The 20,072-nt window shown below is 56.7% G+C and carries 17 protein-coding genes and 2 pseudogenes; 4 read left to right on the plus strand and 15 right to left on the minus strand.

The genetic code is table 11. The annotated features are described in order from the left end of the window. Positions 1-44: 44 nt before the first annotated feature. From atpA to rpmH, 15 genes and pseudogenes are all read right to left on the minus strand, one after another. The gene (atpA, locus tag AB4O25_RS18545; RefSeq protein WP_003177064.1) at positions 45-1,589 is read right to left on the minus strand and encodes a F0F1 ATP synthase subunit alpha; all 1,545 of its coding nucleotides are present in this window, start codon (positions 1,587-1,589) and stop codon (positions 45-47) included. 21 nt (positions 1,590-1,610) lie between these two features. Beyond that, positions 1,611-2,147 carry a F0F1 ATP synthase subunit delta gene (locus tag AB4O25_RS18550; protein WP_017528669.1) on the minus strand — a complete coding sequence of 179 codons (537 nt, stop codon included), beginning with the start codon at positions 2,145-2,147 and terminating at the stop codon, positions 1,611-1,613. A 12-nt stretch (positions 2,148-2,159) separates the two neighbouring features. After that, positions 2,160-2,630, minus strand: coding sequence for a F0F1 ATP synthase subunit B (locus tag AB4O25_RS18555; RefSeq protein WP_008439543.1), 471 nt, complete (start codon positions 2,628-2,630; stop codon positions 2,160-2,162). A gap of 56 nt (positions 2,631-2,686) precedes the next feature. After that, a complete protein-coding gene (atpE, locus tag AB4O25_RS18560; RefSeq protein WP_002555987.1) occupies positions 2,687-2,944 on the minus strand; it encodes a F0F1 ATP synthase subunit C in 258 nt (85 codons plus the stop codon). A gap of 133 nt (positions 2,945-3,077) precedes the next feature. Continuing rightward, positions 3,078-3,947 (minus strand): F0F1 ATP synthase subunit A, encoded by an 870-nt coding sequence (gene atpB, locus AB4O25_RS18565; RefSeq protein WP_065879216.1) that lies wholly within the window; start codon positions 3,945-3,947, stop codon positions 3,078-3,080. Between the two features lie 16 nt (positions 3,948-3,963). Further along, positions 3,964-4,371 carry a F0F1 ATP synthase subunit I gene (locus AB4O25_RS18570; RefSeq protein ID WP_010565865.1) on the minus strand — a complete coding sequence of 136 codons (408 nt, stop codon included), beginning with the start codon at positions 4,369-4,371 and terminating at the stop codon, positions 3,964-3,966. 148 nt (positions 4,372-4,519) lie between these two features. After that, positions 4,520-5,392 carry a ParB/RepB/Spo0J family partition protein gene (locus AB4O25_RS18575; protein WP_017528672.1) on the minus strand — a complete coding sequence of 291 codons (873 nt, stop codon included), beginning with the start codon at positions 5,390-5,392 and terminating at the stop codon, positions 4,520-4,522. A 9-nt stretch (positions 5,393-5,401) separates the two neighbouring features. Beyond that, positions 5,402-6,199 carry a ParA family protein gene (locus AB4O25_RS18580; protein WP_017528673.1) on the minus strand — a complete coding sequence of 266 codons (798 nt, stop codon included), beginning with the start codon at positions 6,197-6,199 and terminating at the stop codon, positions 5,402-5,404. Positions 6,200-6,217: 18 nt separating this feature from the next. Continuing rightward, entirely contained in the window at positions 6,218-6,862 is a 645-nt protein-coding gene (gene rsmG, locus AB4O25_RS18585) for a 16S rRNA (guanine(527)-N(7))-methyltransferase RsmG (protein WP_017528674.1), read from the minus strand. Continuing rightward, positions 6,859-8,751: a tRNA uridine-5-carboxymethylaminomethyl(34) synthesis enzyme MnmG gene (mnmG, locus tag AB4O25_RS18590; RefSeq protein WP_026067322.1), complete on the minus strand. Its 1,893-nt coding sequence runs from the start codon at positions 8,749-8,751 to the stop codon at positions 6,859-6,861. Before mnmG ends, rsmG begins: the two co-directional genes overlap by 4 nt. Before the next feature lie 552 nt (positions 8,752-9,303). Beyond that, the gene (gene mnmE, locus AB4O25_RS18595) at positions 9,304-10,674 is read right to left on the minus strand and encodes a tRNA uridine-5-carboxymethylaminomethyl(34) synthesis GTPase MnmE (RefSeq protein WP_017528676.1); all 1,371 of its coding nucleotides are present in this window, start codon (positions 10,672-10,674) and stop codon (positions 9,304-9,306) included. A 79-nt stretch (positions 10,675-10,753) separates the two neighbouring features. After that, a complete protein-coding gene (gene yidC / locus AB4O25_RS18600; RefSeq protein ID WP_017528677.1) occupies positions 10,754-12,436 on the minus strand; it encodes a membrane protein insertase YidC in 1,683 nt (560 codons plus the stop codon). 2 nt (positions 12,437-12,438) lie between these two features. Continuing rightward, positions 12,439-12,684 carry a membrane protein insertion efficiency factor YidD gene (gene yidD / locus AB4O25_RS18605; RefSeq protein WP_019816912.1) on the minus strand — a complete coding sequence of 82 codons (246 nt, stop codon included), beginning with the start codon at positions 12,682-12,684 and terminating at the stop codon, positions 12,439-12,441. Next, positions 12,677-13,083 (minus strand): annotated as a pseudogene (gene rnpA, locus AB4O25_RS18610) (ribonuclease P protein component). The gene yidD and the pseudogene rnpA overlap by 8 nt, the downstream one beginning before the upstream one ends. Positions 13,084-13,096: 13 nt before the next feature. Next, on the minus strand, positions 13,097-13,231 hold the full coding sequence (gene rpmH, locus AB4O25_RS18615) for a 50S ribosomal protein L34 (RefSeq protein WP_003213577.1): 135 nt from the start codon (positions 13,229-13,231) through the stop codon (positions 13,097-13,099). A 585-nt stretch (positions 13,232-13,816) separates the two neighbouring features. Here rpmH and dnaA point away from each other — a divergent pair. The 4 genes and pseudogenes from dnaA to gyrB all read left to right on the plus strand — a co-directional run bounded on the left by dnaA (position 13,817) and on the right by gyrB (position 20,021). After that, positions 13,817-15,334, plus strand: coding sequence for a chromosomal replication initiator protein DnaA (gene dnaA / locus AB4O25_RS18620; RefSeq protein ID WP_068936353.1), 1,518 nt, complete (start codon positions 13,817-13,819; stop codon positions 15,332-15,334). A gap of 38 nt (positions 15,335-15,372) precedes the next feature. Continuing rightward, the gene (gene dnaN / locus AB4O25_RS18625) at positions 15,373-16,476 is read left to right on the plus strand and encodes a DNA polymerase III subunit beta (RefSeq protein ID WP_034139939.1); all 1,104 of its coding nucleotides are present in this window, start codon (positions 15,373-15,375) and stop codon (positions 16,474-16,476) included. Positions 16,477-16,496: 20 nt separating this feature from the next. Next, a pseudogene (gene recF, locus AB4O25_RS18630) lies at positions 16,497-17,599 on the plus strand (DNA replication/repair protein RecF). A 4-nt stretch (positions 17,600-17,603) separates the two neighbouring features. Further along, positions 17,604-20,021: a DNA topoisomerase (ATP-hydrolyzing) subunit B gene (gyrB, locus tag AB4O25_RS18635; protein ID WP_017528682.1), complete on the plus strand. Its 2,418-nt coding sequence runs from the start codon at positions 17,604-17,606 to the stop codon at positions 20,019-20,021. Positions 20,022-20,072 lie beyond the last annotated feature (51 nt).

Genomic DNA, 20,072 nt, shown 5'->3' on the forward strand with positions numbered 1-20,072 from the left:
CCTATCAGGTTAGCAAGCGGGAGCCTTGCGGCTCCCGCTGCGGCTTACCAGGTTTGGGTGGCCTTGAACTTCTCGATACCGGCTTTCATGCCAGCGTCGATATCGTCATTGAAGTCACCCTTCACGTTGATCTTCGCCATCAATTCGGCGTGATCGCGGTTGAAGTAAGCAATCAGCGCTTGTTCAAAGCTGCCGACCTTGGCGATTTCAACGTCGGTCAGGAACCCACGCTCAGCGGCATACAGCGACAACGCCATGTCAGCGATCGACATTGGGGCGTATTGCTTCTGCTTCATCAGCTCGGTAACGCGCTGACCATGCTCAAGTTGCTTACGGGTCGCTTCGTCCAGGTCAGATGCGAACTGGGCGAATGCCGCCAGTTCACGGTACTGAGCCAGAGCGGTACGGATACCACCGGAGAGCTTCTTGATGATCTTGGTCTGAGCGGCACCACCCACACGGGATACCGAAACACCGGCGTTCACTGCAGGACGGATGCCTGAGTTGAACATGGCCGATTCCAGGAAGATCTGACCGTCGGTGATGGAAATCACGTTGGTCGGAACGAACGCGGAAACGTCGCCAGCCTGGGTTTCGATGATCGGCAGTGCGGTCAGGGAACCGGTTTTTCCGGTCACTGCGCCGTTGGTGAACTTCTCTACATACTCTTCCGAAACGCGGGATGCGCGCTCCAGCAGACGGGAGTGGAGATAGAACACGTCGCCTGGGTAAGCTTCACGGCCTGGTGGACGGCGCAACAGCAGGGAGATCTGGCGATAAGCCACTGCCTGCTTGGACAGATCGTCATAAACGATCAGCGCGTCTTCACCGCGGTCGCGGAAGAATTCACCCATGGTGCAACCGGAGTACGGTGCCAGGAATTGCAGCGCAGGAGATTCCGAAGCACTGGCAGCCACGATGATCGTGTTGGCCAGGGCGCCGTTTTCTTCCAGCTTGCGAACCACGTTGGCGATGGTCGATTGCTTCTGACCAATAGCGACGTAGACGCAGAAAATGCCGCTGTTCTTCTGGTTGATGATCGCGTCGATGGCCAGAGCGGTTTTACCGATCTGACGGTCACCGATGATCAGCTCACGCTGGCCACGGCCGACAGGAATCATGGCATCGACAGCCTTGTAGCCAGTCTGTACAGGCTGGTCTACCGACTTACGCCAGATCACGCCTGGAGCAACTTTCTCGACCGCGTCGGTCTCGGTGTTGCCCAGTGGACCTTTACCGTCAACAGGGTTACCCAGTGCGTCGACTACGCGACCCAGCAGTTCCTTACCAACCGGAACTTCGAGGATGCGGCCTGTGCACTTGGCGCTCATGCCTTCAGCCAGACTGGTGTATGCGCCCAATACAACGGCACCTACGGAGTCTTGCTCCAGGTTGAGGGCCATACCGTAGACGCCGCCCGGAAACTCGATCATCTCGCCGTACATAACGTCGGCCAGACCGTGAATCCGCACGATGCCGTCAGATACGCTGACGACAGTGCCTTCGTTACGGGCTTGGGAGGTCACATCGAGCTTGTCGATGCGGCCCTTGATAATTTCACTTATTTCGGAAGGATTGAGTTGCTGCATTGCTCTGCTGCCCCTTCAAACTCAAGATTTCAATGCTTCGGCAAGATTCGCGAGTTTGCCGCGAATCGAGCCATCGATAACCAGGTCGCCGGCGCGAATGACAACACCCCCAATGAGGGATGGGTCTTCCGCAACTTGCAGGCGCACTTCCCGGTCGAGTCGTGCACTGAGAACCTTGGCGAGTTTGTCTTGCTGTTCTTGGTTCAATGCAAAAGCACTGGTGACTTCAACGTCTACCGACTTCTCTTGCTCAGCCTTGTACAGGTCGAACAGAGCGGCAATCTCCGGCAGAAGCAGGAGACGGTCGTTTTCGGCAATGACGTTGATGAAGTTCTGTGCCTTCACATCAAACTTGTCGCCGCACACTTCAATAAAAGTGGCGGCCTTGTCTGCGCTCGTCAGTCGCGGGGCCTTGAGCACGCGCTGCATGGTGTCGTCTTGCGACACTGCTGCAGCCAGGCCGAGCATGGCTGACCAAGAGGCCAGCTGCTGGTGGGCCTGGGCGTGCTCGAAGGCTGCCTTAGCGTAAGGTCGGGCCAACGTGGTCAATTCTGCCATGATCGCCCTCGCTTAAATTTCAGCAGCCAGTTTGTTAACCAGCTCCGCGTGCGCGTTTTGATCGATTGTGGCACCCAGGATCTTCTCAGCACCGCCGACGGCCAGAGCACCCAGTTGGGCACGCAGCGCATCTTTGACACCATTGAGTTCCTGCTCGATCTCGGCCTGAGCCTGAACCTTCACACGGTCAGCGTCGATACGGGCTTTTTCAACAGCCTCTTCAACAATCTGGTTACCGCGTTTCTTGGCTTGCTCAATGATTTCGGCTGCCTGGGCTTTCGCTTCGCGCAGTTGCTGACCCGCTTTATCTTGGGCCAACTCCAGGTCGCGAGCTGCTCGGGCGGCAGCGTCCAGTCCATCCGCGATCTTCTTCTGACGTTCGTGCAAAGCCGCGATGACCGGAGGCCATACGAACTTCATGCAGAAAACTACAAAAATCAAGAACGCTAAGGACTGACCAATAATGGTTGCATTAATGTTCACGCCAATACCTCGCTCGTTCGTTGCACAACACACCAATCACTCAAAAAAATGAGTGATTAACCGGCGAGTTGACCAACGAAGGGGTTCGCGAAGGTGAAGAACAGAGCGATACCAACACCGATCATGGTCACGGCGTCGAGCAGGCCGGCGACGATGAACATTTTAACTTGCAGCATTGGAACCATTTCTGGCTGACGCGCTGCGCCTTCCAGGAATTTGCCGCCCAGCAGGCCGAAACCAATGGCAGTACCCAGAGCGCCCAGGCCGATCAACAGTGCAACAGCGATAGCGGTTAGACCAACTACAGTTTCCATCTTTCCTCCCGACTTTTACGTCGTATGGTTTAGGTTTTTTAGATTTTAAAGCGGTAAAACAAATCGTTTCATAGCCCTGGTGGGCCACCTTCCCGTTTCACCGGGAAGGACATCAGACTAGTCGAGACTGGCCTTAATGGTTCTCTTCGTGCGCCATCGACAGGTAGACGATGGTCAGCATCATGAAGATGAAGGCCTGCAGGGTGATGATCAGGATGTGGAACACGGCCCACGCCCACTGCAGAACAATGCCCAGGCCGCTAAGCCAGAGCAGACCGCTACCGAACATCACAGCGATCAGAATGAACACCAGCTCGCCGGCATACATGTTGCCGAACAGTCGCAGCGCCAGGGAAATCGGCTTGGCGACCAGGGTGACGAATTCCAGCAGGAAGTTCACCGGGATCAGCAGGGCTTGAACGAAAACGTTCTTGCTGCCGAACGGGTGCAGGGTCAGTTCGCCGATGAAGCCGCCGATGCCCTTGATCTTGATGCTGTAGAAAATGATCAACGCGAACACCGACAGGGCCATGCCCAGGGTAGCGTTCGGGTCAGTGGTCGATACCGCGCGGAATGGAATGTGCGGGTCGCCGGAGATGAGGATGGCCAGTTGAGGAATCCAGTCAACCGGAATCAGGTCGACGGCGTTCATCAGGAACACCCAGACGAAGATGGTCAGTGCCAGCGGTGCAATCACGGCGCTGCGGCCATGGAAGCTGTCTCTCACGCTGCCATCGACGAATTCGACCAGTACTTCGACGAAGTTCTGCAGGGCACCCGGTTGACCGGAAGTCGCCTTTTTTGCCGCCATGCGGAAAATCAGGACGAAGATCAGACCCAGTGCGACCGACCAACCCAGAGTGTCCAGGTGGAAAGCCCAGAAGCCCATTTCTTTGGCTTCTGCTGCGGAGTGGGCAAAGCCCCAGCCGCCGTTGGGAAGCTGACCGAAGGTCAGGTTCTGCAAGTGGTGCTGGATATAGCCCGAAGCGGTTGTTTCTGCCATGGTTGCCTCAAACGCCCTAAGGTTTCGAAAGTCTTGTTTTCATTAGCAGGGGAGCGAACCAGCTGACCAGTTGGGTCAACACGAAGACGCCGAATACAGCCAGCGGCGCCAATGGCTTCACACCTGCAAAGGTCAGTGCAAACAGCACTGCCGTCAAAATCAGTTTCCCTGCCTCGCCGGCATAAAAAGACCGGACGATAGCCTGGGCTGCTCGGGCGCCGGAAAACCGAAAGGCCCTATGAGCAAAATACATATTGGGCAGCAAGGCTATCAGGCCTCCGCAGAGTCCTGAATATCCGGCTACGACTCCGTGCCAGTACCAAAGCGCCAATGCGGCGATCAGCAAAATGACAAATTGAGCCAATAGGACCGGGAAAACGGCCAAGCGATGGAACGGCAACGTGTTTGGCGTGCGGGTTTCCATCACTCTTGCTCCTCAATGGTCGGCTGCCGGAAATCAATAACTTGGCATAATTTGTGCCGACAAAATGCGCGCAGAGTATAGGGGCGGTTCTGCCCCTATTCAACTGCCGGGTAGTGATTTCCGATCACGCGCTACATAAGCAAATGTTTCAGCGGATGTGGGCAAGGACGCCCTGCAGCTCATCAAGGGAGTTATATCCGATGACCAATTGGCCTTTGCCTTTCTTGCCATGGCGAATTTGCACCGCAGAGCCCAGGCGCTCGGCCAGGCGCTGCTCAAGACGCGCGATATCCGGATCAGGTTTGGCGGTTTCGACCGGTGCAGGTTTGCCGCTGAGCCACTGGCGAACCAGGGCTTCGGTCTGACGAACGGTGAGCCCCCGTGCGACAACGTGTCGCGCCCCCTCAACCTGTTGATTTTCAGGCAATCCGAGCAATGCACGGGCGTGGCCCATTTCCAGGTCACCATGGGACAACATGGTCTTGATGACTTCCGGCAACGCGATCAGGCGCAGCAGGTTGGACACGGTTACGCGGGATTTACCCACCGCCTCGGCCACTTGTTGCTGGGTCAGCTGGAATTCCTGTTGCAAACGCTGCAAGGCGATCGCTTCTTCGATCGGGTTGAGGTCTTCACGCTGAATGTTCTCGATCAACGCCATGGCAATGGCCGTTTCATCCGGCACATCGCGCACCATCGCCGGAATGGTCTCTTTGCCGGCCTGCTGACTGGCGCGCCAGCGGCGTTCGCCCGCAATGATTTCAAAGCGCCCGGCGCCGATCGGGCGAACCACGATCGGCTGCATCACGCCCTGGGCCTTGATCGAGTTGGCCAGTTCTTCCAGCGCCTGCGGGTCCATGTCCCGGCGTGGCTGGTACTTGCCGCGCTGGATAAGGTCCAGAGGCAGGTGCTGCAGCTCACGTTCGTCAGCCTGCACCGCTTGTTCTTCAAGCGATGTGACGGTCGGACCACTCAACAGTGCATCCAGTCCACGTCCGAGACCTCGTTTCTTGACGGCCATGGGGATTCCTTAAGTTGGCTGGGCTGCAGCGGTGCGGGAGTTGCGGCGTTGACGGCGAACCATCTCGCCAGCCAAAGCCAGGTAGGCAATGGCGCCACGCGAAGTCTTGTCATACGCCAACGCCGGCATGCCATAGCTCGGCGCTTCGGCCAAGCGGATGTTACGTGGGATTACGGTGTCGTATAGCTGCTCGCCAAAGTGTTCCTTGAGCTGGGCCGACACATCGTTCATCAGGCTCAGGCGCGGGTCGAACATGGTGCGCAACAGGCCTTCGATCTGCAGGTTCGGGTTGAGCAACTCGGCGATGCGCTTGATGTTATCCACAAGGTCACTGAGCCCTTCCAGCGCGTAGTACTCGCACTGCATGGGGATAATCACCCCATCGGCGGCGACCAACGCGTTGAGCGTGAGCATCGACAGCGAGGGTGGACAGTCGATCAGAATGTAGTCGTAGTTATCACGGATCGGCGCCAGGGCGCTGCGCAGACGGCTTTCTTTCATCTGCATTTCCAGCAGCACCACTTCCGCCGCGGTCAAATCGCGGTTGGCCGGCAGCAGTTGATAACCACCGTGCTCGGAATAGTGCATGGCCTGTGCGAGGTCGCACTCGCCGATCAGCAAATCGTAGACCGAGTTTTCCAGGCCGTGTTTATCCACACCGCTACCCATGGTGGCGTTGCCCTGTGGATCGAGATCGATCAACAGCACCCGGCGCTTGGTCGCGACCAGGGATGCTGCGAGGTTGATGCAGGTGGTGGTTTTACCCACGCCACCTTTTTGGTTCGCTATCGCGAATACCTTAGCCATTCTTGCTTGTGTTCCCAATCATGCCGTGCGGCGCAGTATCAGCAGATGGCGTTGGCCTTGGCAACCGGGTACGGCCAGGGCGTGTTCGCTATCGAGGTGGAAGTCTGCCGGCAATGCTAACAGCTCATCGCTTGGATGGACGCCCTTCATTGCCAGCCAGCGAGTATCGCGGTCGCCCAAGTGACGGGTCCAGTTGCTGAAGTTCTCCATGCTGCTGAACGCTCGGGACACAATCCCGTTGAAAGGCTGTTCAGGGATGAGCTCTTCGACGCGACTGTGGATAACTTGCAGGTTATCCAGCTTGAGTTCGAGTTTGACCTGGGTCAGGAAGCGGGTTTTCTTGCCGTTGCTGTCCAGACAGGTCACTTGCGACTCGGGAAACAGGATGGCCAAGGGAATGCCCGGCATGCCGCCGCCACTGCCCACATCCAGCCAGCGACCGTTTTCGATGAACGGCATCACGCTCAGACTGTCGAGCAAATGCCGGGACACCATCTCGTCGGGATTACGCACCGCCGTGAGGTTGTAAGCCTTGTTCCATTTGATCAACAGGGCCAGGTAGCCGAGCAGCAATTGCTGCTGGACGGGGCTCAGGTCAACGCCCAACTGGCGGGCACCTGTGGATAACTCTTCGGCGTGTTGCGAGGTAACCAACGAACTCAAGCGCTTTGCTCCAACTGACGGCCCGCGCCGCGTTTTTTCAAATGAATCATCAACAGCGAAATGGCTGCCGGGGTGACGCCGGGGATGCGTGACGCCTGGCCCAGGGTTTCCGGCCGAGTTATCCCCAGCTTGCTTTGAATCTCTTTCGACAGCCCGGAGATACCGGTGTAGTCGATATCCACAGGCAGCTTGGTGTTTTCACTGGCACGCAGACGGGCGATTTCGTCCTGCTGGCGGTCAATGTAACCGGCGTATTTGGTTTTGATTTCAACCTGTTCGGCGACCTGTGGATCTTCTGCGCCACCGCCCGTTACTTCGACCAGGCCCGCGTAGTCGATTTCAGGACGGGACAGCAAGTTCAGCAGGTTGTATTCGTGGGTCAGCGGCGTCCCGAATTTTTCGGCGAGCGCGTCGCCCTGTTCGGTACCCGGACGAACCCACGTGCTTTTCAGGCGCTGTTCTTCGAGTGCAATGCTCTCGCGTTTTTTGCAGAACGCGGCCCAACGCGCGTCATCGACCAGGCCCAGTTCGCGACCTTTTTCGGTCAGGCGCAAGTCGGCGTTGTCTTCGCGCAGGATCAGGCGATATTCGGCCCGGGATGTAAACATCCGGTACGGTTCCTGGGTACCCAGGGTAATCAGGTCGTCAACCAACACGCCGATGTACGCTTCATCACGACGCGGGCACCAACTGTCTTTGCCCTGTGCACGCAGCGCCGCGTTGGTCCCGGCCAACAAACCTTGGGCTCCGGCTTCTTCGTAACCGGTGGTGCCGTTGATTTGCCCGGCAAAGAACAGGCCGCCGATCACTTTGGTTTCGAGGCTGTACTTCAGGTCGCGCGGGTCGAAGTAGTCGTACTCGATGGCATAGCCTGGACGCACGATGTGTGCGTTTTCCATGCCGCGAATCGACTGCACGATCTGGATTTGCACATCGAACGGCAGCGAAGTGGAAATCCCGTTCGGGTACAACTCGTGCGTCGTCAGGCCTTCGGGCTCGATGAAGACCTGGTGGCTTTCCTTGTCGGCAAAGCGGTGGATCTTGTCTTCGATCGAGGGGCAATAACGCGGGCCAATGCCTTCGATAACCCCGGAATACATCGGCGAACGGTCGAGGTTCGCGGCAATGATCTCGTGGGTACGCGCATTGGTGTGGGTAATCCAGCAGCTCACCTGTGTTGGGTGCTGTTCTTTGGAACCCATGAACGACATGACCGGAATCGGGGTATCACCGGCTTGTTCGGTCATCACCGAAAAATCCACCGAACGCCCGTCGATACGTGGTGGGGTACCGGTTTTCAGACGGCCGACACGCAGGGGCAACTCACGCAGGCGCTTTGCCAGGGCAATCGACGGCGGATCACCAGCACGGCCACCGGAATAGTTCTGCATGCCAATGTGGATAAGTCCGCCGAGGAAGGTACCGGTGGTCAACACCACGGATTGCGCGAAGAAACGCAGACCCATTTGGGTGACAACGCCCTTCACCACGTCCTGTTCGACGATCAAGTCATCCGCCGCCTGTTGAAATATCCACAGGTTCGGCTGGTTTTCCAGGGTTTCGCGTACTGCCGCCTTGTACAGAATACGGTCAGCTTGTGCCCGAGTAGCGCGCACGGCCGGGCCTTTGCGGCTGTTGAGCACGCGAAATTGAATGCCACCCTTATCGGTAGCCATGGCCATGACGCCGCCAAGGGCGTCGATTTCCTTGACCAGATGGCTTTTGCCAATTCCGCCAATGGCAGGGTTGCAACTCATTGCACCGAGGGTCTCCACGTTATGCGTGAGCAGCAGGGTTTTTACGCCCATGCGTGCTGACGCCAGTGCTGCCTCGGTACCGGCATGACCGCCGCCGATGACGATCACTTCAAAACGGGAAGGGAAATCCACCACGCACCTCGTGCCTGCTTATGTAGGTAATCAGGAATTGTTTGTTGAACGGGTTTTAGAGCTTTGGCGGCAAGTATAGGGACTTAGCCCTTCCTAAAGAACCCTTTGCACAAAATTTAACCAGCTGTGGATGAATCACAGACAATAGAAATTAAAAAGAAAGAAATTTATAAGATCTTTGTTTTTATGTTTATTTCTACTGAGCACCATTTCTGTGGATAGATCTCTACAAGCCTTTATTTACGGTGTGTACAGAGATTCAAAAGTCTGTGGTCATGTGCCAATGAGGCCCTTGGATAAGTGCTTTAAGCCTGTGGATTAAAGTATTGGTTATCCACAGAGGGGTTTTTACTCAGGTTTTACGCCCTGTTATCAACTGGGCACAGGCACGGTTATTCACAGGGCTTAATCCACAGAAAAGCGTAGTTGGCGGCACATTTCGTCCACGGCAAGGCCGCCTCGATGCGAGGGATTAATCAGAAAATCAAAAGAGCTGCCCTGAAACGGGCAAAACAGGCACGCACGAATGGCCTGCCTGTGAACAACGAAGGGTTATTTACCGATGCAGAAGCTGGAAAAAATCCGACCCAGCAAATCATCCGAGCTGAATGCGCCAGTGATCTCGCCCAGGAGTTGCTGTGCCTGACGCAAGTCCTCAGCCAACAGCTCCCCAGCACCCGCCAGGGTCAGCTGAGCCCGTCCATGCTCGAGGGCCGCGCTGGCATGACGCAGCGCCTCCAGGTGCCTGCGACGCGCACTGAAACTGCTTTCGGACGTCTGCTTATAGCCCATGCAGGCTTTGAGATGGTCTCGCAGCAATTCAAGCCCATCACCCGCCGACTTGGCGCTCAAGCTGATAGTGACATGGCCATCCTCGCTGGTTTCCAGAACGATGGCTTCGCCTGTCAGGTCGGCCTTGTTGCGGATCAGGGTAACGTTGGCCGGGTCAGGTCGCTGCTCTAGAAATTCCGGCCACAAGGCAAAGGGATCCGCAGCCTCCGGCGCAGTGGCATCGACCACCAGCAACACGCGATCCGCTTCGCTGATGGCCTTGAGGGCGCGCTCCACGCCGATCTTTTCCACTTGGTCGTCGGTATCGCGCAAGCCTGCGGTGTCGACCACGTGCAGTGGCATGCCGTCGATGTGGATATGTTCGCGCAGGATGTCCCGGGTGGTGCCGGCAATTTCGGTGACGATAGCCGCTTCACGGCCGGCTAATGCGTTGAGGAGGCTGGATTTACCGGCATTGGGTCGACCCGCAATCACCACGGTCATCCCATCGCGCAGTAAAGCGCCCTGCCCGGCTTCGTGCAGAACGGTGGATAACTCCTCACGGACTTTATCCAGCATCGCCAAGACGTGGCCATCGGCGAGGAAGTCGATTTCTTCCTCAGGAAAATCAATCGCCGCCTCAACGTAGATACGCAGGCTAATCAATTGCTCGGTCAAGTTATGCACACGCACCGAAAATGCCCCCTGCAAAGAACGCAACGCGTTGCGCGCCGCCTGTGCAGAACTGGCCTCGATCAAGTCGGCGATGGCTTCGGCCTGTGCCAGGTCGAGCTTATCGTTAAGGAATGCCCGCTCACTGAACTCACCTGGGCGGGCCAGACGGCAACCCAATTGCAAACAGCGTTGCAACAGCATATCCAGGACCACGGGGCCGCCGTGGCCCTGCAGCTCCAGGACATCTTCACCGGTGAAGGAGTTGGGGCCTGGGAAATAGAGCGCCAGGCCTTCGTCCAACACGCTTTCGTCGGCGGCCAGAAATTGGCCGTAATGGGCGTAACGCGGCTTCAACTCCCGACCGCTGATCGCCTTGGCGGCAGGACCTGCGAGCGGTCCGGAAATACGCACAATACCGACACCGCCGCGACCTTGAGCGGTTGCAACAGCAGCGATGGTTTCACGAGGAGCGCTCATCGGCAGGTTCCAGGACAAAAGTGACGGAAAGCAAAACGCCCCACTAGGGGGCGTCTTGAGTGGTTATCCACAGAGTAAATTACGCCTCGGCTTTTTTGGTAGCCGCTTCGATTTTACGTGTGATGTACCACTGTTGAGAGATCGACAATACGTTGTTGACCACCCAGTACAGCACCAGACCAGCTGGGAACCACAAGAAGAAGAAGGTGAAGATGATCGGCATCATTTTCATCACTTTGGCCTGCATCGGGTCCGGCGGAGTCGGGTTCAAGCGTTGCTGGATAAACATGGTCGCGCCCATGATGATCGGCAGGATAAAGAACGGGTCTTTGATCGACAGGTCGGTTATCCACAGCATGAACGGAGCCTGACGCATTTCTACGCTTTCCAGGAGTACCCAGTACAGCGACAGGAACACCGGCATCTGCACCAGAATCGGCAAGCATCCACCCAGCGGGTTGATCTTCTCTTTCTTGTACAGCTCCATCATGGCTTGCGACATTTTCTGCCGATCATCGCCATGCTGTTCTTTCAGTGCAGCCAACTTTGGCGCCACTGCACGCATACGCGCCATCGACTTGTAGCTGGCTGCCGACAGAGGGAAGAAAAGCCCTTTGATCAGCATGGTCAGGAAGATGATCGACCAGCCCCAGTTACCGACGATGCTGTGGATATGTTGCAACAGCCAGAAGATCGGCTGGGCAATGAACCACAGGAAGCCATAATCCACAGTCAGTTCCAGACCTGGGGACAACTCTTTCAATACGGCCTGGCTTTTAGGGCCGGCGTACAGGGTAGCGCTGGTTTCAGCCTTGGCGCCTGGAGCGACGGTCAACGCCGGGCCAGTGAAGCCAATGATGTAGTTGCCCTGGCTGTCCTTGCGGGTTTGAACCAGGTTCGCGTCACCCTTGTTCGGGATCCAGGCGGTCACGAAATAGTGCTGCAGCCACGCTACCCAGCCACCTTGGACGGTTTCTTTCAGCGTGCCCTTGTCGATATCTTTCATCGACACTTTTTTGTACGGCTCGTTACTTGTCCACAGGGCGGCGCCCAGGTAAGTCGCGGTGCCGGTGGCGGTGCTGGAAGACGGATCGGAGCTGGCGTCACGCTTGAGCTGGGCAAACAGGTTGCCGCTCCAGGCTTTGTCGCTGGTGTTGTCGATCAGGTAAGTGACCTTCAAATCGTACAAACCGCGGGTAAAGCTGAAACGCTTGATGTAGTTGACGCCGTCGAGGCTGAATTTCAGGTCGACGTTCAACTGGTTCTGGCCGTCTGCCAGTTGATAAGTCTTCTGTTCGGTCGAATAAACCGGACGACCGGTAGCACGTGCATCCGGACCATTGGTGCCGGTCAGGCCGCTTTGCGCCAGATAAGTACGTTCACCGCCGTTATCGAACAGTTGGAACGGCACATCCGGATGGTCTTGGCGACGTGGATAAAGCGGCAGCTTCAGCTGTGCGATATCACCACCCTGTGGGTCGATAGCCAGGTCGAGCACATCCGTTTTCACGTGGATGAGGTCTTTGTTGGTGACCACTGGCGTTTCTAACGGGGCACTTGTCTCGCCATTCGCGCTGGGAACATCGGCACTCGCGGACGCATTGTTACCCAGCGGGGTGTCCGCAATTGCCGGCGCAGCCTGATTGGTAGCAACATTCTGAGTCGGCAGGGCAGCCTGACCGTAGTCCTGGTTCCATTTAAGGACCATGACATAGGACACGATTGCCAGGGCGACGATCAGGATTGTGCGTTTAATATCCATGATTACTCGGCCATCGAAGAAGAACGGGAGGTAGGGATAGGTGGAACCGGGTCATAACCACCGGGATTCCACGGATGACAGCGACCTAAACGACGAAAGGTCAGCCAGCCACCGCGCAGAAGACCATGATTTTCTATGGCCTCTAACGCGTAGCAGGAACAACTGGGGTAGAAACGACAGTGGCTGGCCATCAGGGGACTAATGGCATAGCGATAAAACTGGATCGGAACGATTGCCAGTTTACGCATCAAGGCTGTCTACCCCTACAGTTTCGGTGCTGACTGCTGGTGCTGGCTTGTGGGTACGCGCCAAACGTTTCCAGAGCTTGCCGAAATGCTGAATCAATTCGGGGTTTTCTACATCACCCAAGCCTTTGCGCGCGACGATAACAATATCCCAACCAACCAGAGTGTCCTGGTGGAGGCGAAACGATTCGCGCATCAGACGCTTGAGGCGATTGCGCTCAACGGAGAGCTTTACGCTCTTCTTGCCGATCACCAACCCGAGACGGGGGTGATCAAGATCGTTGTTACGCGCAAGGAGCAGGAGATTTTTCCCCGGAACCTTGCCGGTGGGGGAGTCAAAGACTGCCTTGAAATGCCGGGGGTTAGCAGACGCTTTTCCCGACTGAAGTCCTGACTCACCACCAGTACCGGATTATCAAACTGCCAGACGCGCACGACCTTTGGCGCGGCGACGCGACAGGACAGCACGGCCGTTCTTGGTAGCCATGCGAGCACGGAAGCCGTGAGTACGGGCGCGTTTGATGGTGCTTGGTTGGAAAGTACGTTTCATGGCGTTGTTACCTGGTTCGTCCACAACGGGCCGGAATGGCCCCCGTTTTAAGAGACCGGCGATTCTAGAGAAAGCAAGCCTCTAGGTCAATTTCCAACCAGCTTTTCCTTCAATTAGATCGCTAAGGGCCAAAGCGGCCTTTTCCATGCGCTCGCCTTTGGAGTGCAGAGCCATAGATATAAAAATAAAGAAGGAAGGTATTTAAAGCTTTTTGTAAAGCTTATAAAAGCTAGAGAGGCCATCGCCTGTGGATAACTACCTTTAGGCCTTATTCCACCTGCTGTACAGAGAATGACAACACGGGGGAGAAACGGTGCTCTGCCTGTGCTGCGCTGTCGGATAAGCTGTGTGTGGAATAGGGTTTTATCCACAGGCCAGTTACCCACAGACTTTCGACCCCACTTGTACAACGAGCTCAGGGGCGCTTATCCACAGAGCTTATGCACAGACCATTGGTCGCCTTTTTTAGGCATAAGGCGTTGATTTTGGCCGGTCTGTGAGCAACCTACATGTGGATAAGTGGACGGCTGGCCGCTACAATGGCGGCTGTTTTTGCCTCACCGGCTTTCAACTTAGGGGATATCCGTGTCAGTGGAACTTTGGCAGCAGTGCGTGGAGCTTTTGCGCGATGAACTGCCTGCCCAGCAATTCAACACCTGGATCCGTCCGCTACAGGTCGAAGCCGAAGGCGACGAGTTGCGTGTCTACGCACCCAATCGTTTTGTTCTCGACTGGGTCAACGAGAAGTACCTGAGCCGCGTTCTCGAATTGCTCGATGAACACGGCAACGGCCTCGCGCCCGTGCTCTCCTTATTAATAGGCAGCAAACGTAGCTCGGCACCGCGTGCTGCGCCGAATGCTCCGTTGGCTGCCGCCGCGTCTCAGGCCCAGGCGGTTTCGGCACCGGTCAGCAACACGCCGGTTACCGCGCCCACAGCTGCTACATCGTCGACACAAAAGAGCGCGCCTGAGCACGAAGAGCCGTCCCGCGACAGCTTTGATCCGATGGCCGGTGCCAGCTCTCAGCAAGCCCCGGTACGCGCCGAACAGCGCACCGTGCAGGTAGAAGGCGCGCTTAAGCACACCAGCTACCTGAACCGCACCTTTACCTTCGAGAACTTTGTCGAAGGTAAGTCCAACCAGTTGGCTCGCGCCGCTGCCTGGCAAGTCGCGGATAACCCCAAACATGGTTACAACCCGCTCTTCCTTTACGGGGGGGTCGGTTTGGGTAAGACCCACTTGATGCACGCTGTGGGTAACCACCTGTTAAAGAAGAACCCGAATGCCAAGGTCGTGTACCTGCACTCGGAGCGCTTCGTGGCTGACATGGTCAAAGCCTTGCAGCTCAATGCAATCAACGAGTTCAAGCGGTTCTACCGCTCCGTGGATGCCTTGCTCATCGATGACATTCAATTCTTCGCCCGCAAGGAACGTTCCCAGGAAGAGTTTTTCCACACCTTCAACGCCCTGCTCGAAGGTGGCCAGCAGGTCATCTTGACGAGCGACCGTTATCCGAAGGAAATCGAAGGCCTGGAAGAACGCTTGAAATCTCGTTTCGGCTGGGGACTCACCGTTGCCGTAGAGCCGCCGGAGTTGGAAACCCGAGTTGCGATCCTGATGAAAAAGGCCGACCAGGCCAAGGTCGATCTGCCGCACGACGCCGCCTTCTTCATCGCCCAACGCATTCGCTCCAACGTGCGTGAGCTGGAGGGCGCGCTCAAGCGGGTCATCGCACACTCGCACTTCATGGGCCGCGACATCACCATCGAGTTGATTCGTGAGTCCCTCAAGGACCTGCTGGCACTGCAAGACAAGCTGGTGAGTGTGGATAACATCCAGCGCACCGTGGCCGAGTACTACAAGATCAAGATTTCCGACCTGTTGTCCAAGCGCCGTTCGCGCTCGGTAGCACGTCCACGGCAGGTGGCCATGGCCCTTTCCAAGGAGCTGACCAACCACAGCCTGCCGGAAATCGGTGATGTGTTTGGCGGTCGCGACCACACCACGGTCTTGCACGCCTGCCGCAAGATCAACGAACTTAAGGAATCCGACGCGGATATTCGCGAGGACTACAAGAACCTGCTGCGTACACTGACTACGTGATGACACCAGCGCAGCTTATTAAGGCAAGGGACTAGACCATGCATTTCACCATTCAACGCGAAGCCCTGTTGAAACCCCTGCAACTGGTCGCAGGCGTCGTCGAGCGCCGACAGACCTTGCCGGTGCTTTCCAACGTATTGCTGGTTGTAGAAGGCCAGCAATTGTCCTTGACCGGTACCGACCTTGAAGTCGAGCTGGTTGGCCGTGTGCAGCTGGAAGAGCCCGCCGAACCTGGCGAGATCACCGTGCCGGCGCGCAAGCTGATGGATATCTGCAAAAGCCTGCCGAACGATGCGCTGATCGACATCAAGGTTGATGAGCAGAAGTTGGTGGTCAAGGCCGGGCGCAGTCGGTTCACCCTGTCGACTTTGCCGGCCAATGATTTCCCAACCGTCGAAGAAGGCCCGGGATCGCTGACCTGCAGCCTGGAGCAAAGCAAGCTGCGCCGTTTGATCGAGCGCACCAGTTTCGCCATGGCTCAACAGGACGTACGTTACTACCTCAACGGTATGCTGCTGGAAGTCTCCGAAGGCGTTATCCGCGCCGTTGCAACCGACGGTCACCGTCTGGCGATGTGCTCGATGCGTGCCGATATTGGCCAGCCGGATCGCCACCAGGTGATCGTGCCGCGCAAGGGTATCCTCGAATTGGCGCGCCTGCTGACCGAGCCCGACGGCAACGTCAGCATCGTGCTGGGTCAGCATCACATTCGCGCCACCACTGGCGAGTTCACCTTTACGTCCAAGCTGGTTGACGGCAAGTTCCCGGATTACGAACGCGTGTTGCCTAAAGGCGGTGACAAACTGGTGATCGGTGATCGTCAGGCCTTGCGCGAAGCGTTCAGCCGTACGGCGATCCTTTCCAACGAAAAGTACCGTGGCATTCGTCTGCAACTGGCCAACGGTCAGCTTAAAATCCAGGCCAATAACCCGGAGCAGGAAGAGGCGGAAGAAGAAGTGGGCGTCGACTACAACGGCGGCTCGCTGGAAATCGGCTTCAATGTGAGCTACTTGCTGGACGTACTGGGAGTCATGACCACCGAGCAGGTTCGCCTGATTCTGTCGGACTCCAACAGCAGTGCCTTGGTACAGGAATCCGATAACGACGACTCGGCTTACGTTGTTATGCCGATGCGCCTGTAATCATGCTCAGCAGAAGCTAGATGTCCCTCAGTCGCGTCTCGGTCACCGCGGTGCGCAATCTGCACCCGGTGACCTTCTCCCCCTCCCCCGCATCAATATCCTCCACGGCGCCAATGGCAGTGGCAAAACCAGCGTGCTGGAAGCCATCCATTTGCTGGGGCTCGCTCGTTCCTTTCGCAGTGCACGGCTGTTACCGGTTATCCAGTACGAGCAATTGGCGTGCACGGTATTTGGTCAAGTTGAGCTGGCTGAGGGTGGGCACAGCAGCTTGGGGATATCCCGTGACCGTGGCGGAGAGTTCCAAATTCGCATCGATGGGCAAAATGCTCGTAGTGCTGCGCAACTGGCAGAAATCCTGCCGCTGCAACTGATCAACCCTGACAGCTTTCGTCTGTTGGAAGGTGCGCCGAAAATCCGCAGGCAATTCCTCGATTGGGGTGTGTTCCACGTGGAACCACGTTTCATGGCTACCTGGCAGCGCCTGCAGAAGGCCCTTCGGCAGCGGAACTCGTGGCTGCGGCATGGTACACTTGACGCCGCTTCGCAGGCGGCCTGGGACCGAGAGCTGTGCCTGGCCAGCGACGAAATAGATGAATACCGCCGCGCCTACATCAAAGCCTTGAAACCAGTCTTTGAACAGACCTTGAGTGAGTTGCTGGATCTCGAGGGCCTTACGCTGAGCTACTACCGTGGTTGGGACAAAGAGCGTGAACTGAGTGCAGTGCTCGCCACTTCCTTGCAACGGGATCAGCAAATTGGGCATACCCAGGCCGGCCCCCAACGTGCCGATTTGCGTCTTAGGTTAGGCGCTCATAACGCCGCGGATATCTTGTCCCGTGGCCAGCAAAAGTTGGTGGTGTGCGCATTGCGTATTGCCCAGGGCCACTTGGTGAGTCTGGCCCGACGCGGTCAGTGTATTTATCTGGTGGATGACTTGCCGTCCGAACTCGACGAGCAACACCGCCGCGCGTTATGCCGCTTGTTGGAAGACTTACGCTGCCAGGTGTTTATCACCTGTGTAGACCACGAATTATTGAGGGAAGGCTGGCAGACGGAAACGCCAGTCGCTTTGTTCCACGTGGAACAAGGCCGTATCACCCAGACCCACGACCATCGGGAGTGAAGGCATGAGCGAAGAAAACACGTACGACTCGACCAGCATTAAAGTGCTGAAAGGTTTGGATGCCGTACGCAAACGTCCCGGTATGTACATTGGCGACACTGATGACGGTAGCGGTCTGCACCACATGGTGTTCGAGGTGGTCGACAACTCCATCGACGAAGCTCTGGCCGGTCACTGCGACGACATCAGCATCATTATCCACCCGGACGAATCCATTACTGTTCGTGACAACGGTCGCGGCATCCCGGTAGATGTGCATAAAGAGGAAGGCGTTTCGGCGGCAGAGGTCATCATGACCGTGCTCCACGCCGGCGGTAAGTTCGACGACAACTCCTATAAAGTCTCCGGCGGTTTGCACGGCGTGGGTGTGTCGGTGGTGAACGCACTGTCGGAAGAGCTGATCCTGACCGTGCGCCGTAGCGGCAAAATCTGGGAACAGACCTATGTTCACGGTGTTCCACAAGAACCGATGAAGATCGTCGGTGACAGTGAAACCACCGGTACCCAGATCCACTTCAAGCCCTCGGCTGAAACCTTCAAGAATATTCACTTCAGCTGGGACATCCTGGCCAAGCGCATTCGTGAACTGTCGTTCCTCAACTCCGGTGTGGGTATCGTCCTCAAGGACGAGCGCAGCGGCAAGGAGGAACTGTTCAAGTACGAAGGTGGCCTGCGTGCGTTCGTTGAATACCTGAACACCAACAAGACAGCGGTCAACCAGGTGTTCCACTTCAACATCCAGCGTGAAGACGGCATCGGCGTCGAAATCGCCCTGCAGTGGAACGACAGCTTCAACGAGAACCTGTTGTGCTTCACCAACAACATTCCTCAGCGTGACGGCGGTACTCACCTGGTGGGTTTCCGTTCCGCACTGACGCGTAACCTGAACACCTATATCGAAGCTGAAGGCTTGGCCAAGAAGCACAAAGTCGCGACCACCGGTGACGATGCACGCGAAGGCCTCACCGCGATTATCTCGGTGAAAGTGCCGGATCCTAAGTTCAGTTCCCAGACCAAAGACAAGCTGGTGTCCTCCGAAGTGAAGACCGCAGTGGAACAGGAGATGGGCAAGTACTTCTCCGACTTCCTGCTGGAGAACCCGAACGAAGCCAAGCTGGTTGTCGGCAAGATGATCGACGCGGCGCGCGCCCGTGAAGCAGCGCGTAAAGCTCGTGAGATGACCCGACGTAAAGGCGCTTTGGATATCGCTGGCCTGCCGGGCAAACTGGCCGACTGCCAGGAGAAGGACCCTGCCCTCTCCGAACTGTACCTGGTGGAAGGTGACTCTGCTGGCGGTTCCGCCAAGCAAGGTCGTAACCGTCGCACCCAGGCTATCCTGCCGTTGAAGGGTAAGATTCTCAACGTCGAGAAGGCACGCTTCGACAAGATGATTTCGTCCCAGGAAGTCGGCACCTTGATCACGGCGTTGGGCTGCGGTATCGGCCGTGATGAGTACAACATCGATAAGCTGCGCTATCACAACATCATCATCATGACCGATGCTGACGTCGACGGTTCGCACATCCGTACCCTGCTGCTGACCTTTTTCTTCCGTCAGTTGCCGGAGCTGATCGAGCGTGGCTACATCTACATCGCTCAGCCGCCGTTGTACAAAGTGAAAAAGGGCAAGCAAGAGCAATACATCAAAGACGACGACGCCATGGAAGAGTACATGACGCAGTCGGCCCTGGAAGATGCCAGCCTGCACTTGAACGATGAAGCCCCCGGCATTTCCGGTGAGTCGCTGGAGCGTCTGGTCAACGATTTCCGCATGGTGATGAAGACCCTCAAGCGTCTGTCGCGTCTATACCCTCAGGAGCTGACCGAGCACTTCATCTACCTGCCGGCCGTAAGCCTGGAGCAACTGGGCGATCACGCTGCGATGCAGGATTGGCTGGCCCAGTACGAAGTACGCCTGCGCACCGTCGAAAAATCCGGCCTGGTTTACAAAGCCAGCTTGCGTGAAGACCGTGAACGTAACGTGTGGCTGCCAGAGGTCGAACTGATCTCCCACGGCCTGTCGAACTACGTCACCTTCAACCGCGACTTCTTCGGCAGTAATGACTACAAGACCGTCGTAACCCTGGGCGCCCAACTGAGCACCTTGCTGGACGACGGCGCTTATATTCAACGGGGCGAGCGCAAGAAGCAGGTCAAGGAATTCAAGGAAGCCCTCGACTGGCTGATGGCTGAAAGCACCAAGCGCCATACCATTCAACGATACAAAGGGCTGGGTGAAATGAACCCGGATCAATTGTGGGAAACCACCATGGATCCCGCGCAGCGTCGCATGCTTCGCGTGACTATCGAGGATGCCATTGGCGCAGACCAGATCTTCAACACCCTGATGGGTGATGCGGTCGAGCCTCGCCGTGACTTCATTGAAAGCAATGCCCTGGCGGTTTCTAACCTGGACTTCTGATCAGTCGCAACCTGCCACAACAAAAAGGCCAACGCTTAGCGTTGGCCTTTT

This window comes from Pseudomonas sp. S3_A03, from assembly GCF_054668275.1.

Coding starts and splice junctions, on each gene's coding strand:
- atpB (WP_065879216.1), bottom strand. CDS start 3,947: ATGGCAGAAACAACCGCTTCGGGCTATATCCAGCACCACTTGCAGAAC.
- AB4O25_RS18575 (WP_017528672.1), bottom strand. CDS start 5,392: ATGGCCGTCAAGAAACGAGGTCTCGGACGTGGACTGGATGCACTGTTG.
- atpE (WP_002555987.1), bottom strand. CDS start 2,944: ATGGAAACTGTAGTTGGTCTAACCGCTATCGCTGTTGCACTGTTGATC.
- atpA (WP_003177064.1), bottom strand. CDS start 1,589: ATGCAGCAACTCAATCCTTCCGAAATAAGTGAAATTATCAAGGGCCGC.
- mnmE (WP_017528676.1), bottom strand. CDS start 10,674: ATGAGCGCTCCTCGTGAAACCATCGCTGCTGTTGCAACCGCTCAAGGT.
- AB4O25_RS18550 (WP_017528669.1), bottom strand. CDS start 2,147: ATGGCAGAATTGACCACGTTGGCCCGACCTTACGCTAAGGCAGCCTTC.
- yidC (WP_017528677.1), bottom strand. CDS start 12,436: ATGGATATTAAACGCACAATCCTGATCGTCGCCCTGGCAATCGTGTCC.
- AB4O25_RS18580 (WP_017528673.1), bottom strand. CDS start 6,199: ATGGCTAAGGTATTCGCGATAGCGAACCAAAAAGGTGGCGTGGGTAAA.
- yidD (WP_019816912.1), bottom strand. CDS start 12,684: ATGCGTAAACTGGCAATCGTTCCGATCCAGTTTTATCGCTATGCCATT.
- gyrB (WP_017528682.1), top strand. CDS start 17,604: ATGAGCGAAGAAAACACGTACGACTCGACCAGCATTAAAGTGCTGAAA.
- AB4O25_RS18570 (WP_010565865.1), bottom strand. CDS start 4,371: ATGGAAACCCGCACGCCAAACACGTTGCCGTTCCATCGCTTGGCCGTT.
- rpmH (WP_003213577.1), bottom strand. CDS start 13,231: ATGAAACGTACTTTCCAACCAAGCACCATCAAACGCGCCCGTACTCAC.
- dnaN (WP_034139939.1), top strand. CDS start 15,373: ATGCATTTCACCATTCAACGCGAAGCCCTGTTGAAACCCCTGCAACTG.